The sequence below is a fragment of the Paraburkholderia phenoliruptrix genome, assembly GCF_902859825.1.
In the GTDB taxonomy this organism is placed as follows: domain Bacteria; phylum Pseudomonadota; class Gammaproteobacteria; order Burkholderiales; family Burkholderiaceae; genus Paraburkholderia; species Paraburkholderia phenoliruptrix.
In genome coordinates this window covers 22,769-38,879 of sequence record NZ_CADIKB010000018.1, presented here as the reverse complement: position 1 = coordinate 38,879, position 16,111 = coordinate 22,769, and the positions used below count along the sequence as shown (strand labels likewise).

The 16,111-nt window shown below is 64.9% G+C and carries 16 protein-coding genes; 9 read left to right on the top strand and 7 right to left on the bottom strand.

Translation table 11 applies throughout. The features are described 5' to 3' along the window. Positions 1 to 23 precede the first annotated feature (23 nt). From araG to pyrF, 6 genes are all read left to right on the top strand, one after another. Complete coding sequence (araG, locus tag HV711_RS18485; protein ID WP_013589636.1) at positions 24 to 1,556, top strand: L-arabinose ABC transporter ATP-binding protein AraG; 1,533 nt, start codon at positions 24 to 26, stop codon at positions 1,554 to 1,556. A gap of 52 nt (positions 1,557 to 1,608) precedes the next feature. Further along, positions 1,609 to 2,625, top strand: a complete 1,017-nt coding sequence (gene araH, locus HV711_RS18480; RefSeq protein WP_013589635.1) for an L-arabinose ABC transporter permease AraH — start codon at positions 1,609 to 1,611, stop codon at positions 2,623 to 2,625. A 46-nt stretch (positions 2,626 to 2,671) separates the two neighbouring features. After that, entirely contained in the window at positions 2,672 to 3,472 is an 801-nt protein-coding gene (locus tag HV711_RS18475; protein WP_028362794.1) for an SDR family NAD(P)-dependent oxidoreductase, read from the top strand. Next, positions 3,469 to 4,389, top strand: a complete 921-nt coding sequence (locus HV711_RS18470; RefSeq protein ID WP_035484273.1) for an SMP-30/gluconolactonase/LRE family protein — start codon at positions 3,469 to 3,471, stop codon at positions 4,387 to 4,389. The genes HV711_RS18475 and HV711_RS18470 overlap by 4 nt, the downstream gene beginning before the upstream one ends. 322 nt (positions 4,390 to 4,711) lie before the next feature. Next, positions 4,712 to 5,791 (top strand): aldose 1-epimerase, encoded by a 1,080-nt coding sequence (locus HV711_RS18465; protein WP_035484272.1) that lies wholly within the window; start codon positions 4,712 to 4,714, stop codon positions 5,789 to 5,791. A gap of 86 nt (positions 5,792 to 5,877) precedes the next feature. Beyond that, the gene (gene pyrF, locus HV711_RS18460) at positions 5,878 to 6,693 is read left to right on the top strand and encodes an orotidine-5'-phosphate decarboxylase (RefSeq protein ID WP_035484271.1); all 816 of its coding nucleotides are present in this window, start codon (positions 5,878 to 5,880) and stop codon (positions 6,691 to 6,693) included. A 109-nt stretch (positions 6,694 to 6,802) separates the two neighbouring features. Here the strand turns inward: pyrF and HV711_RS18455 are convergent, their stop codons facing one another. Genes HV711_RS18455 through thiL form a run of 4 tightly spaced genes read right to left on the bottom strand, consistent with a single transcriptional unit; the run spans position 6,803 to position 9,421 of the window. Continuing rightward, the gene (locus HV711_RS18455) at positions 6,803 to 7,318 is read right to left on the bottom strand and encodes a cupin domain-containing protein (RefSeq protein WP_028362798.1); all 516 of its coding nucleotides are present in this window, start codon (positions 7,316 to 7,318) and stop codon (positions 6,803 to 6,805) included. 28 nt (positions 7,319 to 7,346) lie between these two features. Further along, positions 7,347 to 7,847, bottom strand: a complete 501-nt coding sequence (locus tag HV711_RS18450) for a CinA family protein (protein ID WP_013589629.1) — start codon at positions 7,845 to 7,847, stop codon at positions 7,347 to 7,349. Between the two features lie 28 nt (positions 7,848 to 7,875). Then, positions 7,876 to 8,433 (bottom strand): phosphatidylglycerophosphatase A family protein, encoded by a 558-nt coding sequence (locus HV711_RS18445; RefSeq protein ID WP_013589628.1) that lies wholly within the window; start codon positions 8,431 to 8,433, stop codon positions 7,876 to 7,878. Continuing rightward, positions 8,423 to 9,421: a thiamine-phosphate kinase gene (gene thiL / locus HV711_RS18440; protein WP_035484269.1), complete on the bottom strand. Its 999-nt coding sequence runs from the start codon at positions 9,419 to 9,421 to the stop codon at positions 8,423 to 8,425. Before thiL ends, HV711_RS18445 begins: the two co-directional genes overlap by 11 nt. 96 nt (positions 9,422 to 9,517) lie before the next feature. On the opposite strand from thiL, the gene HV711_RS18435 reads away from it, so the two are divergent. The 3 genes from HV711_RS18435 (at position 9,518) to HV711_RS18425 (ending at position 13,272) form a co-directional block, all read left to right on the top strand. Then, positions 9,518 to 11,857, top strand: a complete 2,340-nt coding sequence (locus HV711_RS18435; protein ID WP_013589626.1) for an NADP-dependent malic enzyme — start codon at positions 9,518 to 9,520, stop codon at positions 11,855 to 11,857. Positions 11,858 to 12,278: 421 nt separating this feature from the next. Then, positions 12,279 to 12,695, top strand: coding sequence for a ribonuclease (locus tag HV711_RS18430; protein WP_035484268.1), 417 nt, complete (start codon positions 12,279 to 12,281; stop codon positions 12,693 to 12,695). Between the two features lie 7 nt (positions 12,696 to 12,702). Next, complete coding sequence (locus HV711_RS18425; RefSeq protein WP_015003757.1) at positions 12,703 to 13,272, top strand: barstar family protein; 570 nt, start codon at positions 12,703 to 12,705, stop codon at positions 13,270 to 13,272. Between the two features lie 378 nt (positions 13,273 to 13,650). On the opposite strand, the gene HV711_RS18420 is transcribed toward HV711_RS18425, so the two are convergent. The 3 genes from HV711_RS18420 to speE all read right to left on the bottom strand — a co-directional run bounded on the left by HV711_RS18420 (position 13,651) and on the right by speE (position 15,817). Further along, complete coding sequence (locus HV711_RS18420) at positions 13,651 to 14,391, bottom strand: 16S rRNA (uracil(1498)-N(3))-methyltransferase (RefSeq protein WP_013589623.1); 741 nt, start codon at positions 14,389 to 14,391, stop codon at positions 13,651 to 13,653. A gap of 19 nt (positions 14,392 to 14,410) precedes the next feature. After that, complete coding sequence (locus tag HV711_RS18415) at positions 14,411 to 14,824, bottom strand: VOC family protein (protein ID WP_035484266.1); 414 nt, start codon at positions 14,822 to 14,824, stop codon at positions 14,411 to 14,413. A gap of 111 nt (positions 14,825 to 14,935) precedes the next feature. Continuing rightward, a complete protein-coding gene (speE, locus tag HV711_RS18410; protein ID WP_035484264.1) occupies positions 14,936 to 15,817 on the bottom strand; it encodes a polyamine aminopropyltransferase in 882 nt (293 codons plus the stop codon). Between the last annotated feature and the right edge of the window lie 294 nt (positions 15,818 to 16,111).

The following is a 16,111-nucleotide window of genomic DNA, read 5'->3' as shown; positions in this document are numbered from 1 at the left end:
CGAAGATCGACAGAGGAGGCGAAGTGTCAGCGACGCTACGTTTTGACAATATCGGCAAAGTCTTTCCAGGCGTGCGTGCGCTCGACGGTGTGTCTTTCGACGTCAACGTCGGCCAGGTGCACGGCCTGATGGGCGAAAACGGCGCAGGGAAGTCGACCCTGCTGAAAATTCTCGGCGGTGAATATCAGCCCGACTCGGGCCGCGTGATGATCGACGGAAAAGAAGTGCGCTTTACGAGCGCCGCTTCGTCGATTGCGGCCGGGATCGCGGTCATTCACCAGGAACTGCAATACGTGCCCGATCTCACGGTCGCGGAAAATCTGCTGCTCGGCCAGTTGCCGAATTCGTTCGGCTGGGTCAACAAGCGCGACGCCAAGCGCTTCGTGCGTGAGCGTCTGGAAGCAATGGGCGTCGCGCTCGATCCCGACGCGAAGTTGCGCAAGCTGTCCATCGCGCAGCGGCAGATGGTGGAAATCTGCAAGGCGCTTTTGCGCAATGCGCGCGTGATTGCGCTCGACGAACCGACGAGCTCGCTGTCGCATCGCGAGACGGAGGTGCTGTTCAAGCTGGTGCGCGATCTGCGTGCCGACAACCGCGCGATGATCTACATCTCGCATCGCATGGATGAGATCTACGAGCTATGCGACGCCTGCACGATTTTCCGCGACGGACGCAAGGTCGCCTCGCACGCGACGCTCGAAGGCGTCTCGCGCGACACCATCGTCAGCGAAATGGTGGGGCGGGAAATTTCGGACATCTACAATTATTCGCCGCGGCCGCTCGGTGAAGTGCGCTTTGCGGCGAAGGCGATCGAAGGTCACGCGCTGTCCCAGCCGGCCAGCTTCGAAGTGCGGCGCGGCGAGATCGTTGGCTTTTTCGGACTCGTGGGCGCGGGCCGCAGCGAACTGATGCATCTCGTGTACGGCACCGAGCACAAGAAGGGCGGCGAACTGCTGCTCGACGGCAAGCCGATTCGCGTGAAGAGTGCGGGCGAAGCGATTCGCCACGGCATCGTGCTGTGTCCGGAAGACCGCAAGGAAGAAGGCATTGTCGCCATGGCGACCGTGTCGGAGAACATCAACATCAGTTGCCGGCGCCACTATCTGCGCGCGGGCGTGTTCCTCGACCGCAAGAAAGAAGCGGAAACCGCGGACCGTTTCATCAAGCTGCTGAAGATCAAGACGCCGAGCCGCCGCCAGAAAATCCGCTTTCTGTCGGGCGGCAACCAGCAGAAAGCGATTTTGTCGCGCTGGCTCGCCGAACCGGATCTGAAAGTGGTGATTCTCGACGAGCCGACGCGCGGCATCGACGTCGGCGCGAAGCATGAAATCTATAACGTGATTTATCAGCTCGCCGAACGCGGCTGCGCGATCGTGATGATTTCGTCGGAACTGCCGGAAGTGCTGGGCGTGTCCGACCGCATTGTCGTGATGCGCCAGGGCCGGATTTCCGGCGAGCTCGCCCGCAAGGATGCGACGGAACAAGCGGTGTTGAGCCTCGCGTTGCCGCAAAGCTCGACCGCACTGCCAGGAACTGCCGCTCAACAGGCGGCCTGAACATTATTGGACGAAAGTCCGGCAACCCGTGGGGAACGGGAGGAGTCTTCAAATGCAAGCTAGAGAAAACCTCGCGCAACAGGCCGCCAAGAGCGCCGCCGACGCGCTGATTCCGCAGACGAGCGACAAGGCGAAGTGGTGGCAGCAGATCACCGAGTACAGCCTGATCCTCATCTTCCTCGTGATGTTCGTGACGATGTCGCTGACCGTCGACCACTTTTTCTCGATCGAGAACATGCTCGGCCTCGCGCTGTCCATTTCGCAGATCGGCATGGTCGCGTGCACGATGATGTTCTGCCTCGCGTCGCGCGACTTCGATCTTTCCATCGGTTCCACCGTCGCATTTGCCGGCGTGCTGTGCGCGATGGTGCTCAACGCGACCGACAACACCTTCATCGCGATCGTTGCGGCAGTGGCGGCCGGCGCGGTGATCGGCTTCGTCAACGGCGCCGTGATCGCCTATCTGCGCATCAACGCGCTGATCACCACGCTCGCGACCATGGAAATCGTGCGCGGCCTTGGCTTTATCGTGTCGCACGGCCAGGCTGTGGGCGTGTCGTCGGATACCTTCATTGCGTTGGGCGGCCTCAGCTTCTTCGGCGTCTCGCTGCCGATCTGGGTCACGCTGCTGTGCTTTATCGTGTTCGGCGTGATGCTCAATCAGACTGTGTATGGCCGCAACACGCTTGCCATCGGCGGCAATCCGGAAGCCTCGCGCCTCGCCGGTATCAACGTGGAGCGCACGCGCGTCTACATCTTCCTGATCCAGGGCGCGGTGACCGCGCTCGCCGGTGTGATTCTGGCCTCGCGCATTACGTCGGGTCAGCCGAATGCCGCGCAAGGCTTCGAGCTGAACGTGATCTCCGCGTGCGTGCTGGGCGGCGTGTCGCTGCTCGGCGGCCGCGCGACGATTTCGGGCGTGGTGATCGGCGTGCTGATCATGGGTACCGTCGAGAACGTGATGAATCTGATGAACATCGACGCGTTCTATCAGTACCTCGTGCGCGGTGCCATCCTGCTCGCCGCCGTGCTGCTCGACCAGCTGAAAAACCGCGGGTCGCGCGACTGATTTCGTGACTCAACCCTTCATCCCGCTTTAATAAAGGAATCGAACGATGTCGTCTCCGGCCAATGCAAACGAGCGCCTCGCGAACAACGCCTTCGCGCGCTACCCGAGTCTTGTCGACCGCACCGTGCTGGTCACGGGAGGTGCGACCGGCATCGGCGCATCGTTCGTCGAGCATTTCGCGGCGCAAGGGGCACGCGTTGCGTTCTTCGATATCGACGCGACGGCGGGCGAAGCGCTCGCCGACGAACTCGGCGACTCGAAACACAAGCCGCTTTTCCTGCCGTGCGATCTGACGGACGTCGACGCGCTGCAAAAAGCGATTGCCGACGTGAAAGCGGTGATCGGCCCGATCCAGGTGCTCGTGAACAATGCCGCGAACGATAAGCGTCACAGCATCGGCGAAGTCACGCGCGAATCTTTCGACGCCGGCATCGCGGTGAACATCCGTCATCAGTTCTTCGCGGCGCAGGCGGTCATGGAGGACATGAAGGCGGCGAAAAGCGGCTCGATCATCAACCTCGGCTCGATCAGCTGGATGCTGAAGAACGGCGGCTATCCCGTCTACGTGATGTCGAAGTCCGCGGTGCAAGGTTTGACGCGCGGTCTCGCACGCGACCTCGGCCACTTCGACATTCGTGTGAACACGCTCGTGCCGGGCTGGGTGATGACGGAGAAGCAGAAGCGCCTGTGGCTCGACGACGCAGGCCGCCGCGCGATCAAGGAAGGCCAGTGCATCGACGCGGAACTGCAGCCCGCCGACCTCGCGCGCATGGCGCTGTTCCTCGCCGCCGACGACAGCCGCATGATCACCGCGCAGGATATCGTCGTGGACGGAGGCTGGGCGTGACGGCCGCCGTCGCTGCGGGCGCCGCCACGCGCACGTCGCGCGCCGCGCTCGTCGTCGACAGCAAGTGCACGTTGGGCGAAGGCGCGACATGGTGCGCGCAGACCGGCCGCTTCTACTGGACGGATATCGAAGGCGCGCGTTTGTGGCGCTACGATCCCGCGGACGGCCGCAGCACCTCATGGGCGATGCCCGAGCGCCTCGCCACCTTCGCACTGTGCGCGGATCCGCATTACCTGTTGCTCGGCCTCGCGTCGCGGCTCGCGTTTTTCGATCTGGCGACGGGCGAAACGCGTCATATCGTCGACGTCGAGCCAGGTCTGAACACGCGCGTGAACGACGGTCGCTGCGACCGGCAAGGGCGTTTCGTGTTCGGCACCAAAGACGAAGGCTCGCCGTTGCAGGCCATCGGCGGGTTTTACCGGCTCAATCGGGACCTCACGCTCGAGCGTTTGCCGCTGCCCGCGCCCGCCATCTCGAACAGCATCGCGTTCAGCCCGGACGGCGCGACGATGTATTACTGCGATTCGCCGACGCGTGAAATCCGCGCCTGCGACTACGGCGCAGACGGCAGTGTCGCCAACGATCGCCTCTTCACGCGCCTTGCCGATGCCACCGGCGAGCCGGACGGCTCGACCGTCGATCGCGACGGCGGCCTGTGGAACGCGCAATGGGGCGGTGCGCGCGTCGTGCGTTATGGCGCGGGCGGCGTCGAAACCGAGCGCGTGGAGGTGCCGACGGTGCAGCCGAGTTGCGTCGCGCTGGGCGGCGCGCAGTTGGGCACGCTGTACATCACGAGCGCGCGTGTCGGTCTCGACGCAGCCGCGCTTGCCGCGGATTCGCGGGCGGGCGGCGTGTTTATCGCGACGCCGGCGCGGCGCGGTTTGCCCGAGCCGGTTTTTCTCGGCGCGCCGGTGTAGCGCGAGCGGTGCATGAACGCTGCGTGGCTTCCACGGCAGCGTGAAGGAGCCGGGCCGCAGCGGCGAGTCCGGTGAAGCGTCGAGGTTTGCCATATCGAGCAGCAAGACCGGCAGTCAAGCCGGCGACAAGTTGGCAGCGAAGCCGGCAATGAAGATGCAATTCAGTTGGCCATGCCGTTGACGACAAAGGTGTCGGTAGCGGCGGCCATCAGCCGGCGCAGCAACCCGAGTTCGGACCAGAGGCGACCGGTTCAGGACAATCGCCCGACAAGTATCCGCCATCCATGACGGCAATGTGCCAAGCCTCTCGAAGGAGCCAGATATGAGTGTTGCGAATCCTGTTTCCGCCTTTCCTCAGAGTGCACAGACCCCACCGGGCGCCCAAAGCCGGCGCGCCCGACTCGCGGCGGCCGCCAATCCGGTGATGCCGGGGCCAAGCACCTCGGCGGTCGCCGTGGGTGACAGCCCGGCCGGCGACGTCGCGTGCGTCACGCTGGCCAATGCGCAGTTGCGGCTCGACGTCGCGCCGACGCTCGGCGGCGGTATCACGCGCTTCGACTGGCGCGACGACGGCGCGCTCACGCCGATTTTCCGGCGCTGCCGCCATGTCACGGCCGACACGCATCCGAACGAACTCGCCTGTTATCCGCTGCTGCCGTATTCGAACCGGATTGGCGGCGGCCACTTCAATTTTGCCGGGCGACGCGTCGACGTGGCGCGCAATCGCCCGGACGAGCCCTTGCCCATTCACGGCGACGGCTGGCAGTCCGCCTGGCAGGTCGCCGACTCGGACCGCGAGTATGTGCGCCTGACGCTCGATCGGCGCGACGGCAAGCCGTACTCGTTTCGCGCGGCGCAAACCTACAAGCTCGACGGGCCGTCGCTCGTCATTACGCTCGAAATCGAGAACACGGGCCGCGATGCTTTGCCTTTCGGACTCGGCGTGCATCCGTTTTTCGTGCGCGACGCGGACACTGAACTGTCGGCGGCGGCCGGCGGCTTGTGGCTCACCGGCGACGACTGGCTGCCGGTCCGTCACGTGCAGGCGCCGCCCGCGTGGCAGTTCGGCGTGGCGTATCCATTGCCGGAGACCATCGTCAATCATGCGTTCACCGGCTGGAGCGGGCAGGCAGCCGTGGTGTGGCCGAAGCGCCGGCTGTCGTTGAACATTGCCGCCGACACCGACTACTACGTGCTGTACACGCCGCCGGGGCAGGACTTTTTCTGCTTCGAGCCCGTGGATCATCCGATCAACGCGATGAATCTGGCGGGCGGCGCGTGCGAAAACGGAATGACGCAGCTCGGGCGGGGCGAGCGGCTGACGCGCACATTCCGCTTTACGGTCGAGCGCACCGGTTTGCGGTCGATGCCCGGCGCGCGCGGAACGCGGCGCCGGCAGTAGGAAGTGGGCGCTCCCGCGGCGGGCCGTCGCGCCGGGCAGGTAAAATACGCGCCTCACCCGATTACCGGCTCGCCGCGAGACCCACCATGTCCAATTTCATCCAGACACTCAACGACGCCTGGCAGCGCACGAACTCGCTGTTGTGCGTCGGCCTCGATCCCGAGCCCAGCAAGTTTCCCGGCGCGCTCGCGGGCCGGCCCGACGCGATCTTCGACTTCTGCCGCGAGATCGTCGACGCGACCGCGCCTTACGCCTCCTCGTTCAAACCGCAGATCGCCTACTTCGCCGCCCATCGCGCGGAAGATCAGCTCGAGCAACTGGTCGCGCATATCCATGCGCGTCATCCCGGCTTGCCGGTGATTCTGGACGCAAAGCGCGGCGACATCGGCAGCACCGCCGAGCAATACGCGCGCGAGGCGTTCGAGCGCTACCGGGCGGACGCGGTGACCGTCAATCCGTACATGGGTTTCGATTCCATCGAGCCGTATTTGCAGCACCCGGGCAAAGGGGTGATCGTGTTGTGCCGCACGTCGAACGCGGGCGGTTCCGACCTGCAATTCCTGGAGACGGGCGGCCGGCCGCTTTACCAGGTGGTCGCGCAACTCGCCGCAGACAAGTGGAACGCGAGCGGCCAGCTGGGTCTCGTCGTCGGTGCGACTTTTCCGAAAGAGATTGAGGTGGTGCGCGGCATCGTCGGCGATATGCCGCTGCTCATTCCGGGCATCGGCGCGCAGGGCGGCGACGTGCAGGCGACCGTCAGCGCCGGCCGCACCGCGAACGGCACGGGCATGCTGATCAACTCGTCGCGCGCAATTATCTATGCGGGCAAGGGCGAGGATTTTGCTCAAGCGGCGGCGAAGGCCGCGATGGAGACGCGCGACAGGATCAACGCGTTTCGCTGATCGCGCTGTCGGGCGGCGAAGTGAGGTGGCGAACTGAGGCCGCGAACTGAGCCGCGTGACGGCAGATGCAATTCGCCCGCCGCAGTCTGAAGTCAGAGCCGAAGCCGCCTCAAACCGCGGCCGGTCCTAACCGCCCGATTAACCCGGCATGCTCAGGGTAGTCCGCCTGGAGCGTTTGCACATCGGCGATTTCGAACTCGCTGAACTCGAAACCCGGCGCGACTGTGCAGCCCACGAGCGCGAAGCTCGCCGGGTCGGCGCATTCCGCCGCGAACCACAAACCGGCGCGCACCACAGCCTGGAACACCGCGTCGCGATGAATCAGCGCGTTGCCGAGCTTATGCGTGACCAGCTTGCCGGCGCCGTCGAGCACGTGCACGTTGAGCGGCGCGCCCGCATAGAAATGCCAGACCTCGTCGGATTTGATCCGATGCCAGGCCGAATGCGCGCCGTCGCACAGCAGGTAGTAGATCGCGGTGGAGGCCGAGCGCGACGGCACCTCGCCATGCGCGCGGCTCACGCGCTCCGCGGACCGATACGTCTCGCTGAAATATCCGCCTTCCGGATGCGGCTTCAGATCGAAGCGGCGAATCAACTCGTCTTTCGCTGCACGGGAATCCGGCATGCGTTTTTCCCTCTTGCCGACCCAACGGTCAATGTTCGCGCTCGTCGAGCAGCGCAAGCACGCCGCGCAGCGCGTGCGCCGCGGCCTGCACGCGAATCTGCTCGCGGTCGCCCTTGAAAATCTTCGTTTCGACGGATGTGTGCAGCCGGTTGCTCCAGCCAAACGACACCATGCCGACCGGCTTCGTCTCAGTGCCGCCGCCCGGACCCGCGACGCCCGTGATCGACAGCGAGACCTGCGCGCGGCTGTTGCGCAGCGCGCCTTCGGCCATGGCGCGCGCCACCTGCTCGCTGACCGCGCCGAATTTTTCGATCATGTCCGCCGGCACGCCGATCATTTCGCTCTTCGCCTGATTCGAATAGGTGACGAAGCCGCGCTCGAACCAGCCGCTGCTGCCGGAGATGTCGGTAATCGCGGTCGCGACCATGCCGCCCGTGCACGACTCGGCCGTGACGAGCATCAGGCGCTCGTCGCGCAGACGGTTGCTCACGCGGATCGCGAGCTGGTGAACGACAGAATCGGTAGGCATGACGTCAATCCGGAACGGGGCGCGGCGGTTAAACGGACATGCGCCAGAGCGCAATGACGAGCAAGGTGAAGAAGGCGGCGACAAGATCGTCGAACATGATGCCAAATCCACCTTTCAGCCGGCGATCGAAATAGCCGATGGGCGGCGGTTTCACCATGTCGAAGAAGCGGAACAGGATGAACGCCCACAACTGGCCGGTCAGCGTGACCGGCGTGACCATCAGCAACACGAGCCAGAACGCGACGATTTCGTCCCACACGACGGGCGACGGGTCGTCGATACCGAGCTTTTTCGCGGTGAAGCCGCAAATCGCAATACCGCCGACAAAACCGGCGCCGATCAGCACGCCCCATTCGATCACGGTCAGATAGCGGCTGAACACGGCGAACGACGCCCACGCGAACAGCGTGCCGATCGTGCCCGGCGCAAACGGCGACAGGCCGCTGCCGAAACCGAGCGACAGAATATGCAGCGGATGCGACAGCATGAAGCGCGCGCTTGCGCGGCGCGGCTGCGGGCGTTGCGGCTTGGGAGGCGGGCCGCCGACGAGCTCGTCGGCGGGCCTGAGCGGAGGATCAGTCTGCATGAAAGTGGTCGAAGCCTTGCAACGTCAGGGTGAGCGGCGCGCCGGCGGCGTCGCGCCAGTCGATCGCCGGGCGGTCGGCCGCCGTTTGAAGAGCGCTTATTGTACCGATGCGGGTGACCGGCACGCCCGCCGTGCGGCCGGCATTGTCCACCGCGCCGCGCGCCGCGGGCGGGGCGGTGAAGCACAGTTCGTAGTCGTCGCCGCCGGCGAGTGTGCAGCGCCGCTGCGTGTCGAGCGGCAGCCGGCGCAGGGTGGCGGAGCGCGGCACGGCGTCGGCGTCGACGGTGGCGCATACATTCGAGCGGTCGAGGATGTGCTTGAGGTCGCCCGCGAGCCCGTCCGACACGTCCAATGCCGCGTGTGCAACGCCGCGCAGCGCGAGACCGAGCGCAATGCGCGGCTCGGGGCGTTCGAGCGCGCGGCGAAAGAAGGCGGCGTCGGCGGAATCGGCGCTCCATTCGCCGCGCTGGATGCCGAGGCCGGCGCGCGCGTCGCCGAGCGTGCCGGACACCCAGATGTCGTCGCCGGGTTGGGCGGCGTCGCGGCGCAGCGCCATGTGCGGCGGCACGCTGCCGAACACGGTGATGCACAGATTCAGCGGCCCGCCGGTCGTATCTCCGCCGATCAGCGCGCAACCGTGCCGTTCGGCCAGCGCAAAGAGGCCCTCGCTGAAGGCGGCGAGCCAGGCTTCGTTGGCTTTCGGCAGCGCGAACGCGAGCGTGAAGGCCTGCGGCTGTGCGCCCATCGCCGCGAGGTCCGACAGATTGACGGCGAGGGCCTTGTGGCCGAGCGCCTCGGGATCGACATCGGGGAAGAAATGGCGGCCTTCCACCAGCATGTCCGTCGATATCGCCAGCATCTGGCCCGCACGCGGCGCGATGAGCGCGCAGTCGTCGCCGATGCCGAGCGAGCCGTTCGCGGCAGGCGACGGCTGACCCGCCGCGCGGCGGGCAAAGAAGCGTTCGATCAGCGAAAACTCTGAGAGCATTGTGAGGAAAAGTGCGGGGGCAACGGCCTTTTGCTACGTTTCAGTCTTGGCAGTTGTACCCGTATTGAAGGGATTGGGCCGGCAATTGGGGCTACAATGCCGTCGAACATCTATTCTAATCCGCACTTCGAAGCCCGCCTTATGTCGACTCCCGTCAATAGCAAACTCCGCGAAGCCGCCCTCGATTACCACGAGTTTCCCACCCCCGGGAAACTGGCGATCACCCCGACCAAGCAGATGATCAATCAGCGCGACCTCGCGCTGGCCTACTCGCCGGGCGTCGCATTCGCATGCGAGGAAATCGTCGAAAACCCGATGAATGCCGCGCGCTTCACGGCGCGCAGCAACCTGGTCGGCGTCGTCACGAACGGTACCGCGGTGCTCGGGCTCGGCAATATCGGGCCGCTCGCCTCCAAGCCGGTCATGGAAGGCAAGGCCGTGCTGTTCAAGAAGTTCGCCGGCATCGACGTGTTCGACATCGAGCTGAACGAGTCCGACCCGCACAAGCTCGTCGACGTGATCGCGGCGCTGGAGCCGACCTTCGGCGGCATCAATCTCGAGGACATCAAGGCGCCGGACTGCTTTATCGTCGAGCGCGAGTGCCGCAAGCGCATGAAAATTCCGGTCTTCCACGACGACCAGCACGGCACGGCAATCGTCGTCGCGGCGGCGATCACCAATGGTCTGAAGGTGGTCGGCAAGGACATCAGGGAAGTCAAGCTGGTCGCCTCCGGGGCGGGCGCGGCGGCGCTGGCGTGTCTGGACCTGCTGGTGGACATCGGCCTGCCGCTCGAAAATATTCTCGTCACCGACCTCGCGGGCGTGGTGTACAAGGGCCGCGTCGAGCTGATGGACCCGGACAAGGAGCGCTTTGCGCGCGAAACCGACGCCCGCACGCTCGCCGAGGCGATCGGCGGCGCGGACGTGTTCCTCGGCCTGTCGGCGGGCGGCGTGCTCAAGCAGGACATGGTCAAGCAGATGGCCGACAAGCCGCTGATCCTCGCGCTCGCCAACCCGACGCCGGAAATCCTGCCGGAACTGGCGCTGGAAGTGCGTCCGGACGCCGTGCTGTGCACGGGCCGCACCGACTATCCGAACCAGGTGAACAACGTGCTGGTGTTCCCGTTCCTGTTCCGCGGCGCGCTCGACGCCGGCGCGACCACGGTCACGCGGGAAATGGAGATCGCGGCGGTCAATGCAATCGCGGAACTGGCGCGCCAGGAGCAGAGCGATATCGTCGCGACGGCGTATGGCATTCAGGACCTGTCGTTCGGGCCGGCCTATCTGATTCCGAAACCGTTCGACCCGCGCCTCATCGTCAAGGTCGCGCCGGCCGTGGCGAAGGCCGCGATGGATTCCGGCGTCGCGACCCGTCCGATCGAGGACATGGAAGCGTACGAGCAGCACCTGCAGCAGTTCGTGTATCACAGCGGCACGACAATGAAGCCGATTTTCCAGCTCGCGCGAGGCGTGGAGCCGGAGAAGAAGCGCATCGTGTTCGCCGAAGGCGAAGAGGAGCGCGTGCTGCGCGCGATGCAGATCATCGTCGACGAAAAGCTGGCCAAGCCGATCCTGATCGGCCGCCCGGCGGTGATCGAGCAGCGCATTGCGCGCTACGGGCTGCGGCTCATCGCGGGTCAGGACTACACGGTCGTCAACACGGATCATGACGAGCGTTACCGCGATTTCTGGCAGGAATACTACAAGATGATGTCGCGCAAGGGCATCACGCAGCAAATGGCGAAGCTCGAAATGCGCCGCCGCACCACGCTGATCGGCGCGATGCTGGTGAAAAAGGGTGAAGCGGACGGCATGATCTGCGGCATGGTCAGCACGACGCATCGCCATCTGCACTTCATAGACCAGGTGATCGGCAAGCGCGAAGGCTGCGCGGTCTACGCCGCGATGAACGCGCTGGTGCTGCCGGGCCGACAGATTTTCCTCGTGGATACGCACGTAAACGTCGATCCGACGCCGGAACAGCTGGCCGAAATCACGATCATGGCCGCCGAGGAAGTGCGCCGTTTCGGTATCGAGCCGAAGGTCGCGCTGGTTTCGCATTCGAACTTCGGCTCCAGCCACGCGCCGACCGCGCAGAAAATGCGCGATACGCTCGCGATCCTGCGTGAACGCGCGCCCGAGCTGCAGGTGGACGGCGAAATGCACGGCGACGTCGCGCTCGACGCGAACCTGCGCCGCGAAATCCTGCCGGACTCGACGCTCGAAGGCGACGCGAACCTGCTGGTGCTGCCGAACATCGACGCGGCCAACATCTCGTACAACCTGCTGAAGACGGCGGCCGGCAACAACATCGCTATTGGCCCGATGCTGCTGGGCGCCGACAAGCCGGTGCACGTGTTGACGGCCTCGGCGACGGTTCGGCGCATCGTCAACATGACGGCGCTGCTGGTGGCGGATGTGATCGCCGCGCGCTGATCGCGCTGAAAACGGCCGGCTCGCGCGGCGGCCGGCTTTGCCCGGAGAAAAAGAAGGCGTGCCCGCAATGGGCACGCCTTAGGGCGAACAGGGGATAGCCGCCCCAAAACGGCAAACAACAGACCGGGAAACAACAGACCGGGAAACAACAGACTTCGTCGCAAAAAGTGCGGCGCCAGGCTTTGCTTTCTGCAAGCTCGGCAAACGCCCGTCGGGTGCTGCATTTACTTCGTTGGGCTCATCTTAGCCCGCTCCAGCTAAATTTTCTGTCAAAAGTCGTCAAATCGCGACCGGCGGGGCTTTCGCGCGAAATCGGGCGATTTTACCGGCCTGCCGAACGTTGATTCCGGGGACCATTAGCGATACCCTTACGACTTTCATGGTCGTCAATTTCGTGATCTAACAGCCGGGAATCCTGTAAATGGCACGCAGGTGGCAGCGCATCAAGGGCGTGCTGATCGGTGCTGTTGCGCTGTGCGCTTGGTGCGGCCCCCTGCCTCAAGCGTTCGCGCGCAACTACAACGCACCCGCCGGCACGCAGGCACAGGCAGAGGGCACCGTCACGGTGGCGCAACTGCCCCGCGAGGCCGTCAATACATTGAACTTGATTGCCGCGGGCGGGCCTTACCCGTATGAAAAGGACGGCGTCGTGTTCGGCAACCGCGAACGGTTGCTGCCGCCCAACCGGCGCGGCTACTACCACGAATACACCGTTCCCACGCCTCGCTCACGTAATCGCGGGGCGCGTCGCATCGTCTGCGGAGGTCCGCTGAAGCGAACCGACAATTGTTATTACTCGGACGACCACTACACCAGTTTTAATCGTATTGTTGAATGACATCGGGATGAACGGCATGAGCGACAACGTCTACGCGCACGACACCGGAGTCGCGACGGATCTTTTCGCGGCCGGCGAGGGCAACCTGTTCCAGCGCGTCATGCAAATGCGCGCCGGCGACCAGGGCCGTGAGAACCGGAGCGAGCCTGACAGTGTGGTTTCATCGAACGAGGAGCCCATGAGTCTTTTCAGGACCGTACGACCGAACATCGTACAGTCGATCCGCGCCTTCCGCGTTCAGGACCTCGCGGACGAGGCGAATCAACTCGGACAGCATTTTCTCTATGCGTACTGCGCGAACGCACAGTCCAAGCAGGAAGTGCTGGAGACCATTGCCACGTCGTTCCTGTTTCCGAAACATTTCGGCAAGAATTATGACGCGCTGTACGATTGCCTCACCGACCTGGTCCACAAGGCGGGCGCGCAGCCGGGCTTTGTGATCGTGCTCGAGCAGTTGCCTGTCGCGCAGAAGTTCGACAAGGAAGGGCGCGAAACCCTGCTGGACGTATTCCGGGAGGCGGCTGAATTCTGGGCCGAGCGCAAGGTTGCGTTCCGCGTTTTTTATTCGTTCGCCTGAATGCGCTGAACGGCGGCTCCGGGCTCTTGACTCGAGCGCCGCCGGGAGTGTTGACAGAATGTGAAGGGCCCGCCGATTTGGCGGGCCTTTGTTTTTGGCGGTTCAGAGCGACGGACGGCAAGCCATGGCGCGTGGCCAGGACGGCTTTTTGACCGCTTTTGACTGATTTTTGACCGCTTTTGGCCCGGGCTTTGGGTCCGAGCTTCTGGAACTGCGCTTTCGGATCGCGCTTGCGGGACCGCTTCTGGAACCGCGCTTTCGGGCCGCGCTTGCCGAACCGCGCTTTTGGACCCCGCTTTGCACCGCTTTTGCCGCAGCCTTAGCCTTAGCCCGTGACCGACGCGCGGTCTCCCGCGCAACGAAAGCCCGTTCAGCCGCCTACCACCCGCCCCACGTAGCGGCCAGCGCCGACAGCACTGCGATGCCCGCGGTTTCCGTGCGCAGCACGCGCGGCCCGAGGCCCACGGCCTGAAAGCCGTGATCCATCGCGGCGGCTTCCTCGGCGGCGGAAAATCCGCCTTCCGGGCCGACCAGCACGGTGACGGGCCCCTTCGGCGGGCTCGCCGGCAATGCGGAAAAATGGATGCTGGCGCGCGGCGACAGCAGAATGCGCAATTCGTCGCCGGCGGGCACGCGGGGCATCGCGCCGAGCCAGGTGGCGATTTCGCGCACCGGCATGACCTCCGGCAGACGGTTGCGCCCGCATTGCTCACACGACGCCCGCACGATCCCTTCCCAATGCGCGTGCCGCCGCAGCGCGCGCTCGCCGGACAGCCGCACGACGCTGCGCGTGGTCGTGAGCGGCACGAAGCTCGACGCCCCCAGTTCCACCGCTTTCTCGATCAGCCAGTCCATCTTGTCGCCGCTCGCAATGCCCTGCGCGAGCGTGAGCCGGTACGGCGGCTCGACTTCGATATCGCGAAACTCGCGGATCTTGACCGTGACCGCGCGCCGCTCGATCGCGACGAGTTCAGCGCTGTATTCGCCGCCTTCTCCGTTGAAAAGCACAATAGAGTCGCCCGTCTGCAAACGCAGTACGAGAACGTGCCGGACGACGTCATCGGGAAGTTGCACGATGTCGTCGGGCGAAAGGGGCGTACCGACGAAGAAGCGAGGCATCAGAAAAATACTCATTAGTTCACGGAAGGTGGCGAGCGAGCGCCCAACGGTAGCCGTCCAGATCCTCGACCTGGGCGAAGCGGTCGCCCCAGAACTGGTCCTGCGGCTCGCTCAACGATTTGGCGCCGGCGGCCAGCGCGCGGGCGTAAACCGCGTCGACATCGTCGACGTAGACATAAAACGATTGCGGGGCAATGGCACCCGCGCTTCGCGGCGTTTTGGCGGTCGAGCCGAACGCGCCTTCCGGCGCGAACATCACGATCAACTGGCCCTGGTAGGTCATCTCGACATGCATGACGACGCCGTCGTCCTGCACGCTGTCCCGCAAGTCGAAGCCGAACGCGGCCGTGTAAAAGGCGGTCGCGGCGCGTGCGTCGCGCACCGTCAGATAGGGGGTCAACCAAGGCACACCGGCTGGGCGGGAGGCGGTCATGGAGTTCTCCGGATCTATAGGATTGTTGGACGCATGCTGTAAGGCGGGCAGCGAGTCCGTATCGGCTATCGGATAGCGCGCACGGGCCAGGTCGTGCATTTTGCCCGCGCGTCAGCTTGTCGGCTTTAAGAATTGACTTAGTTTATCGCGCACTGACGGCGACACTGAAAAGAGTCCGGCGTGCGTGGCGGCGCCGTAGTGCTTCAGTGCGTCGATTCGACGCGCGGCGAGCCGTTCGGCCACGAGCTGGCCGCTCAGCGCGGCCGGGTCGAGCGTGTCGCTGGCTGTAGCCATCATCCATAACGAGCCGTACAGCGGGATAAAGGTGTTCATCGTGCGGACCACGGTAAACGCGCGGCGCAGGTCGTCGAGCAGCCCGGCAATGCGCGCGGCGTGGAAATACGGCGAGCCGAGGTGGACGGACAGCGCGGCCTCCGGGCTCATCACGCGTTTGAGCTGGCGGTAGAAGTCCGTCGTGTACAAGCCCGCGGCCGGCGAGTCGGGCGGCGTCAGGTCGAAGACGATCAGATCGAATGGCGCGGAGTGGGCGTCGGCGGCAGCGGCCACGTAATGCGCGGCGTCGCCGATCGCAAGTTCGACGCGCGGGTCGTCGAACGCTCCGCCGTGCACCTCGGGCAGATGTTCGCGCGTCAGCCGAACCACCTGCTCGTCGAGCTCCGCAACGACAATGCTTTCGATGCCCGGATGCGCGAGCAGTTGCCGCGCGGCGCCGCCGTCGCCGCCGCCCAGTACCAGCGCCGCCTTCGGCGCGGGATGCGCCAGCGCCGCCGGATGCACCATGCACTCGTGATAGATGAATTCGTCGCCGGTGGAGGTCATGGGGCGGCCGTCAAGCGTGAAAAGGCGGCCGAGCTGGGGCGTCTCCCACACCTCGATGCGCTGAAACGCCGAGTCGACGCGCGCAATCAGCGAGGCCTGCGGAAATCCGTAGACGGCGTCTGCACAAGGGTGAAACAGCAACGGAGCGCTCAAGGGGCCTGCCTGCACGAAAACACGTTGAATCGGGTGGCTCGATTGTAAAGGCCGACGGCCCTGGCGGTCCGCGGCATCGTCCGGATCGGGACGGGTTGGCCTGCCGAGGGCCGCGCCGCCATGCGGCTTGGCGCACAGGGGGCCGTGCCGCGTTCTGTTAGAATGTCACGCTTTCAGCCTTGTCCGTTTGCTCTGCCCGTTTCGCGTCTCCCGGCGCCGCACCGTGCGCCGAAGCGGACTGGCCGCCGAGCTCCCGGACCTCAAGCGCGCACCGCCTTCTGACTCTGTCTCCGG

Coding starts and splice junctions, on each gene's coding strand:
- HV711_RS18415 (WP_035484266.1), bottom strand. CDS start 14,824: ATGACCGCCTCCCGCCCAGCCGGTGTGCCTTGGTTGACCCCCTATCTG.
- HV711_RS18435 (WP_013589626.1), top strand. CDS start 9,518: ATGCCGTCGAACATCTATTCTAATCCGCACTTCGAAGCCCGCCTTATG.
- pyrF (WP_035484271.1), top strand. CDS start 5,878: ATGTCCAATTTCATCCAGACACTCAACGACGCCTGGCAGCGCACGAAC.
- thiL (WP_035484269.1), bottom strand. CDS start 9,421: ATGCTCTCAGAGTTTTCGCTGATCGAACGCTTCTTTGCCCGCCGCGCG.
- HV711_RS18465 (WP_035484272.1), top strand. CDS start 4,712: ATGAGTGTTGCGAATCCTGTTTCCGCCTTTCCTCAGAGTGCACAGACC.
- HV711_RS18425 (WP_015003757.1), top strand. CDS start 12,703: ATGAACGGCATGAGCGACAACGTCTACGCGCACGACACCGGAGTCGCG.
- HV711_RS18450 (WP_013589629.1), bottom strand. CDS start 7,847: ATGCCTACCGATTCTGTCGTTCACCAGCTCGCGATCCGCGTGAGCAAC.
- HV711_RS18475 (WP_028362794.1), top strand. CDS start 2,672: ATGTCGTCTCCGGCCAATGCAAACGAGCGCCTCGCGAACAACGCCTTC.
- HV711_RS18420 (WP_013589623.1), bottom strand. CDS start 14,391: ATGCCTCGCTTCTTCGTCGGTACGCCCCTTTCGCCCGACGACATCGTG.
- HV711_RS18445 (WP_013589628.1), bottom strand. CDS start 8,433: ATGCAGACTGATCCTCCGCTCAGGCCCGCCGACGAGCTCGTCGGCGGC.
- HV711_RS18455 (WP_028362798.1), bottom strand. CDS start 7,318: ATGCCGGATTCCCGTGCAGCGAAAGACGAGTTGATTCGCCGCTTCGAT.
- HV711_RS18430 (WP_035484268.1), top strand. CDS start 12,279: ATGGCACGCAGGTGGCAGCGCATCAAGGGCGTGCTGATCGGTGCTGTT.
- araH (WP_013589635.1), top strand. CDS start 1,609: ATGCAAGCTAGAGAAAACCTCGCGCAACAGGCCGCCAAGAGCGCCGCC.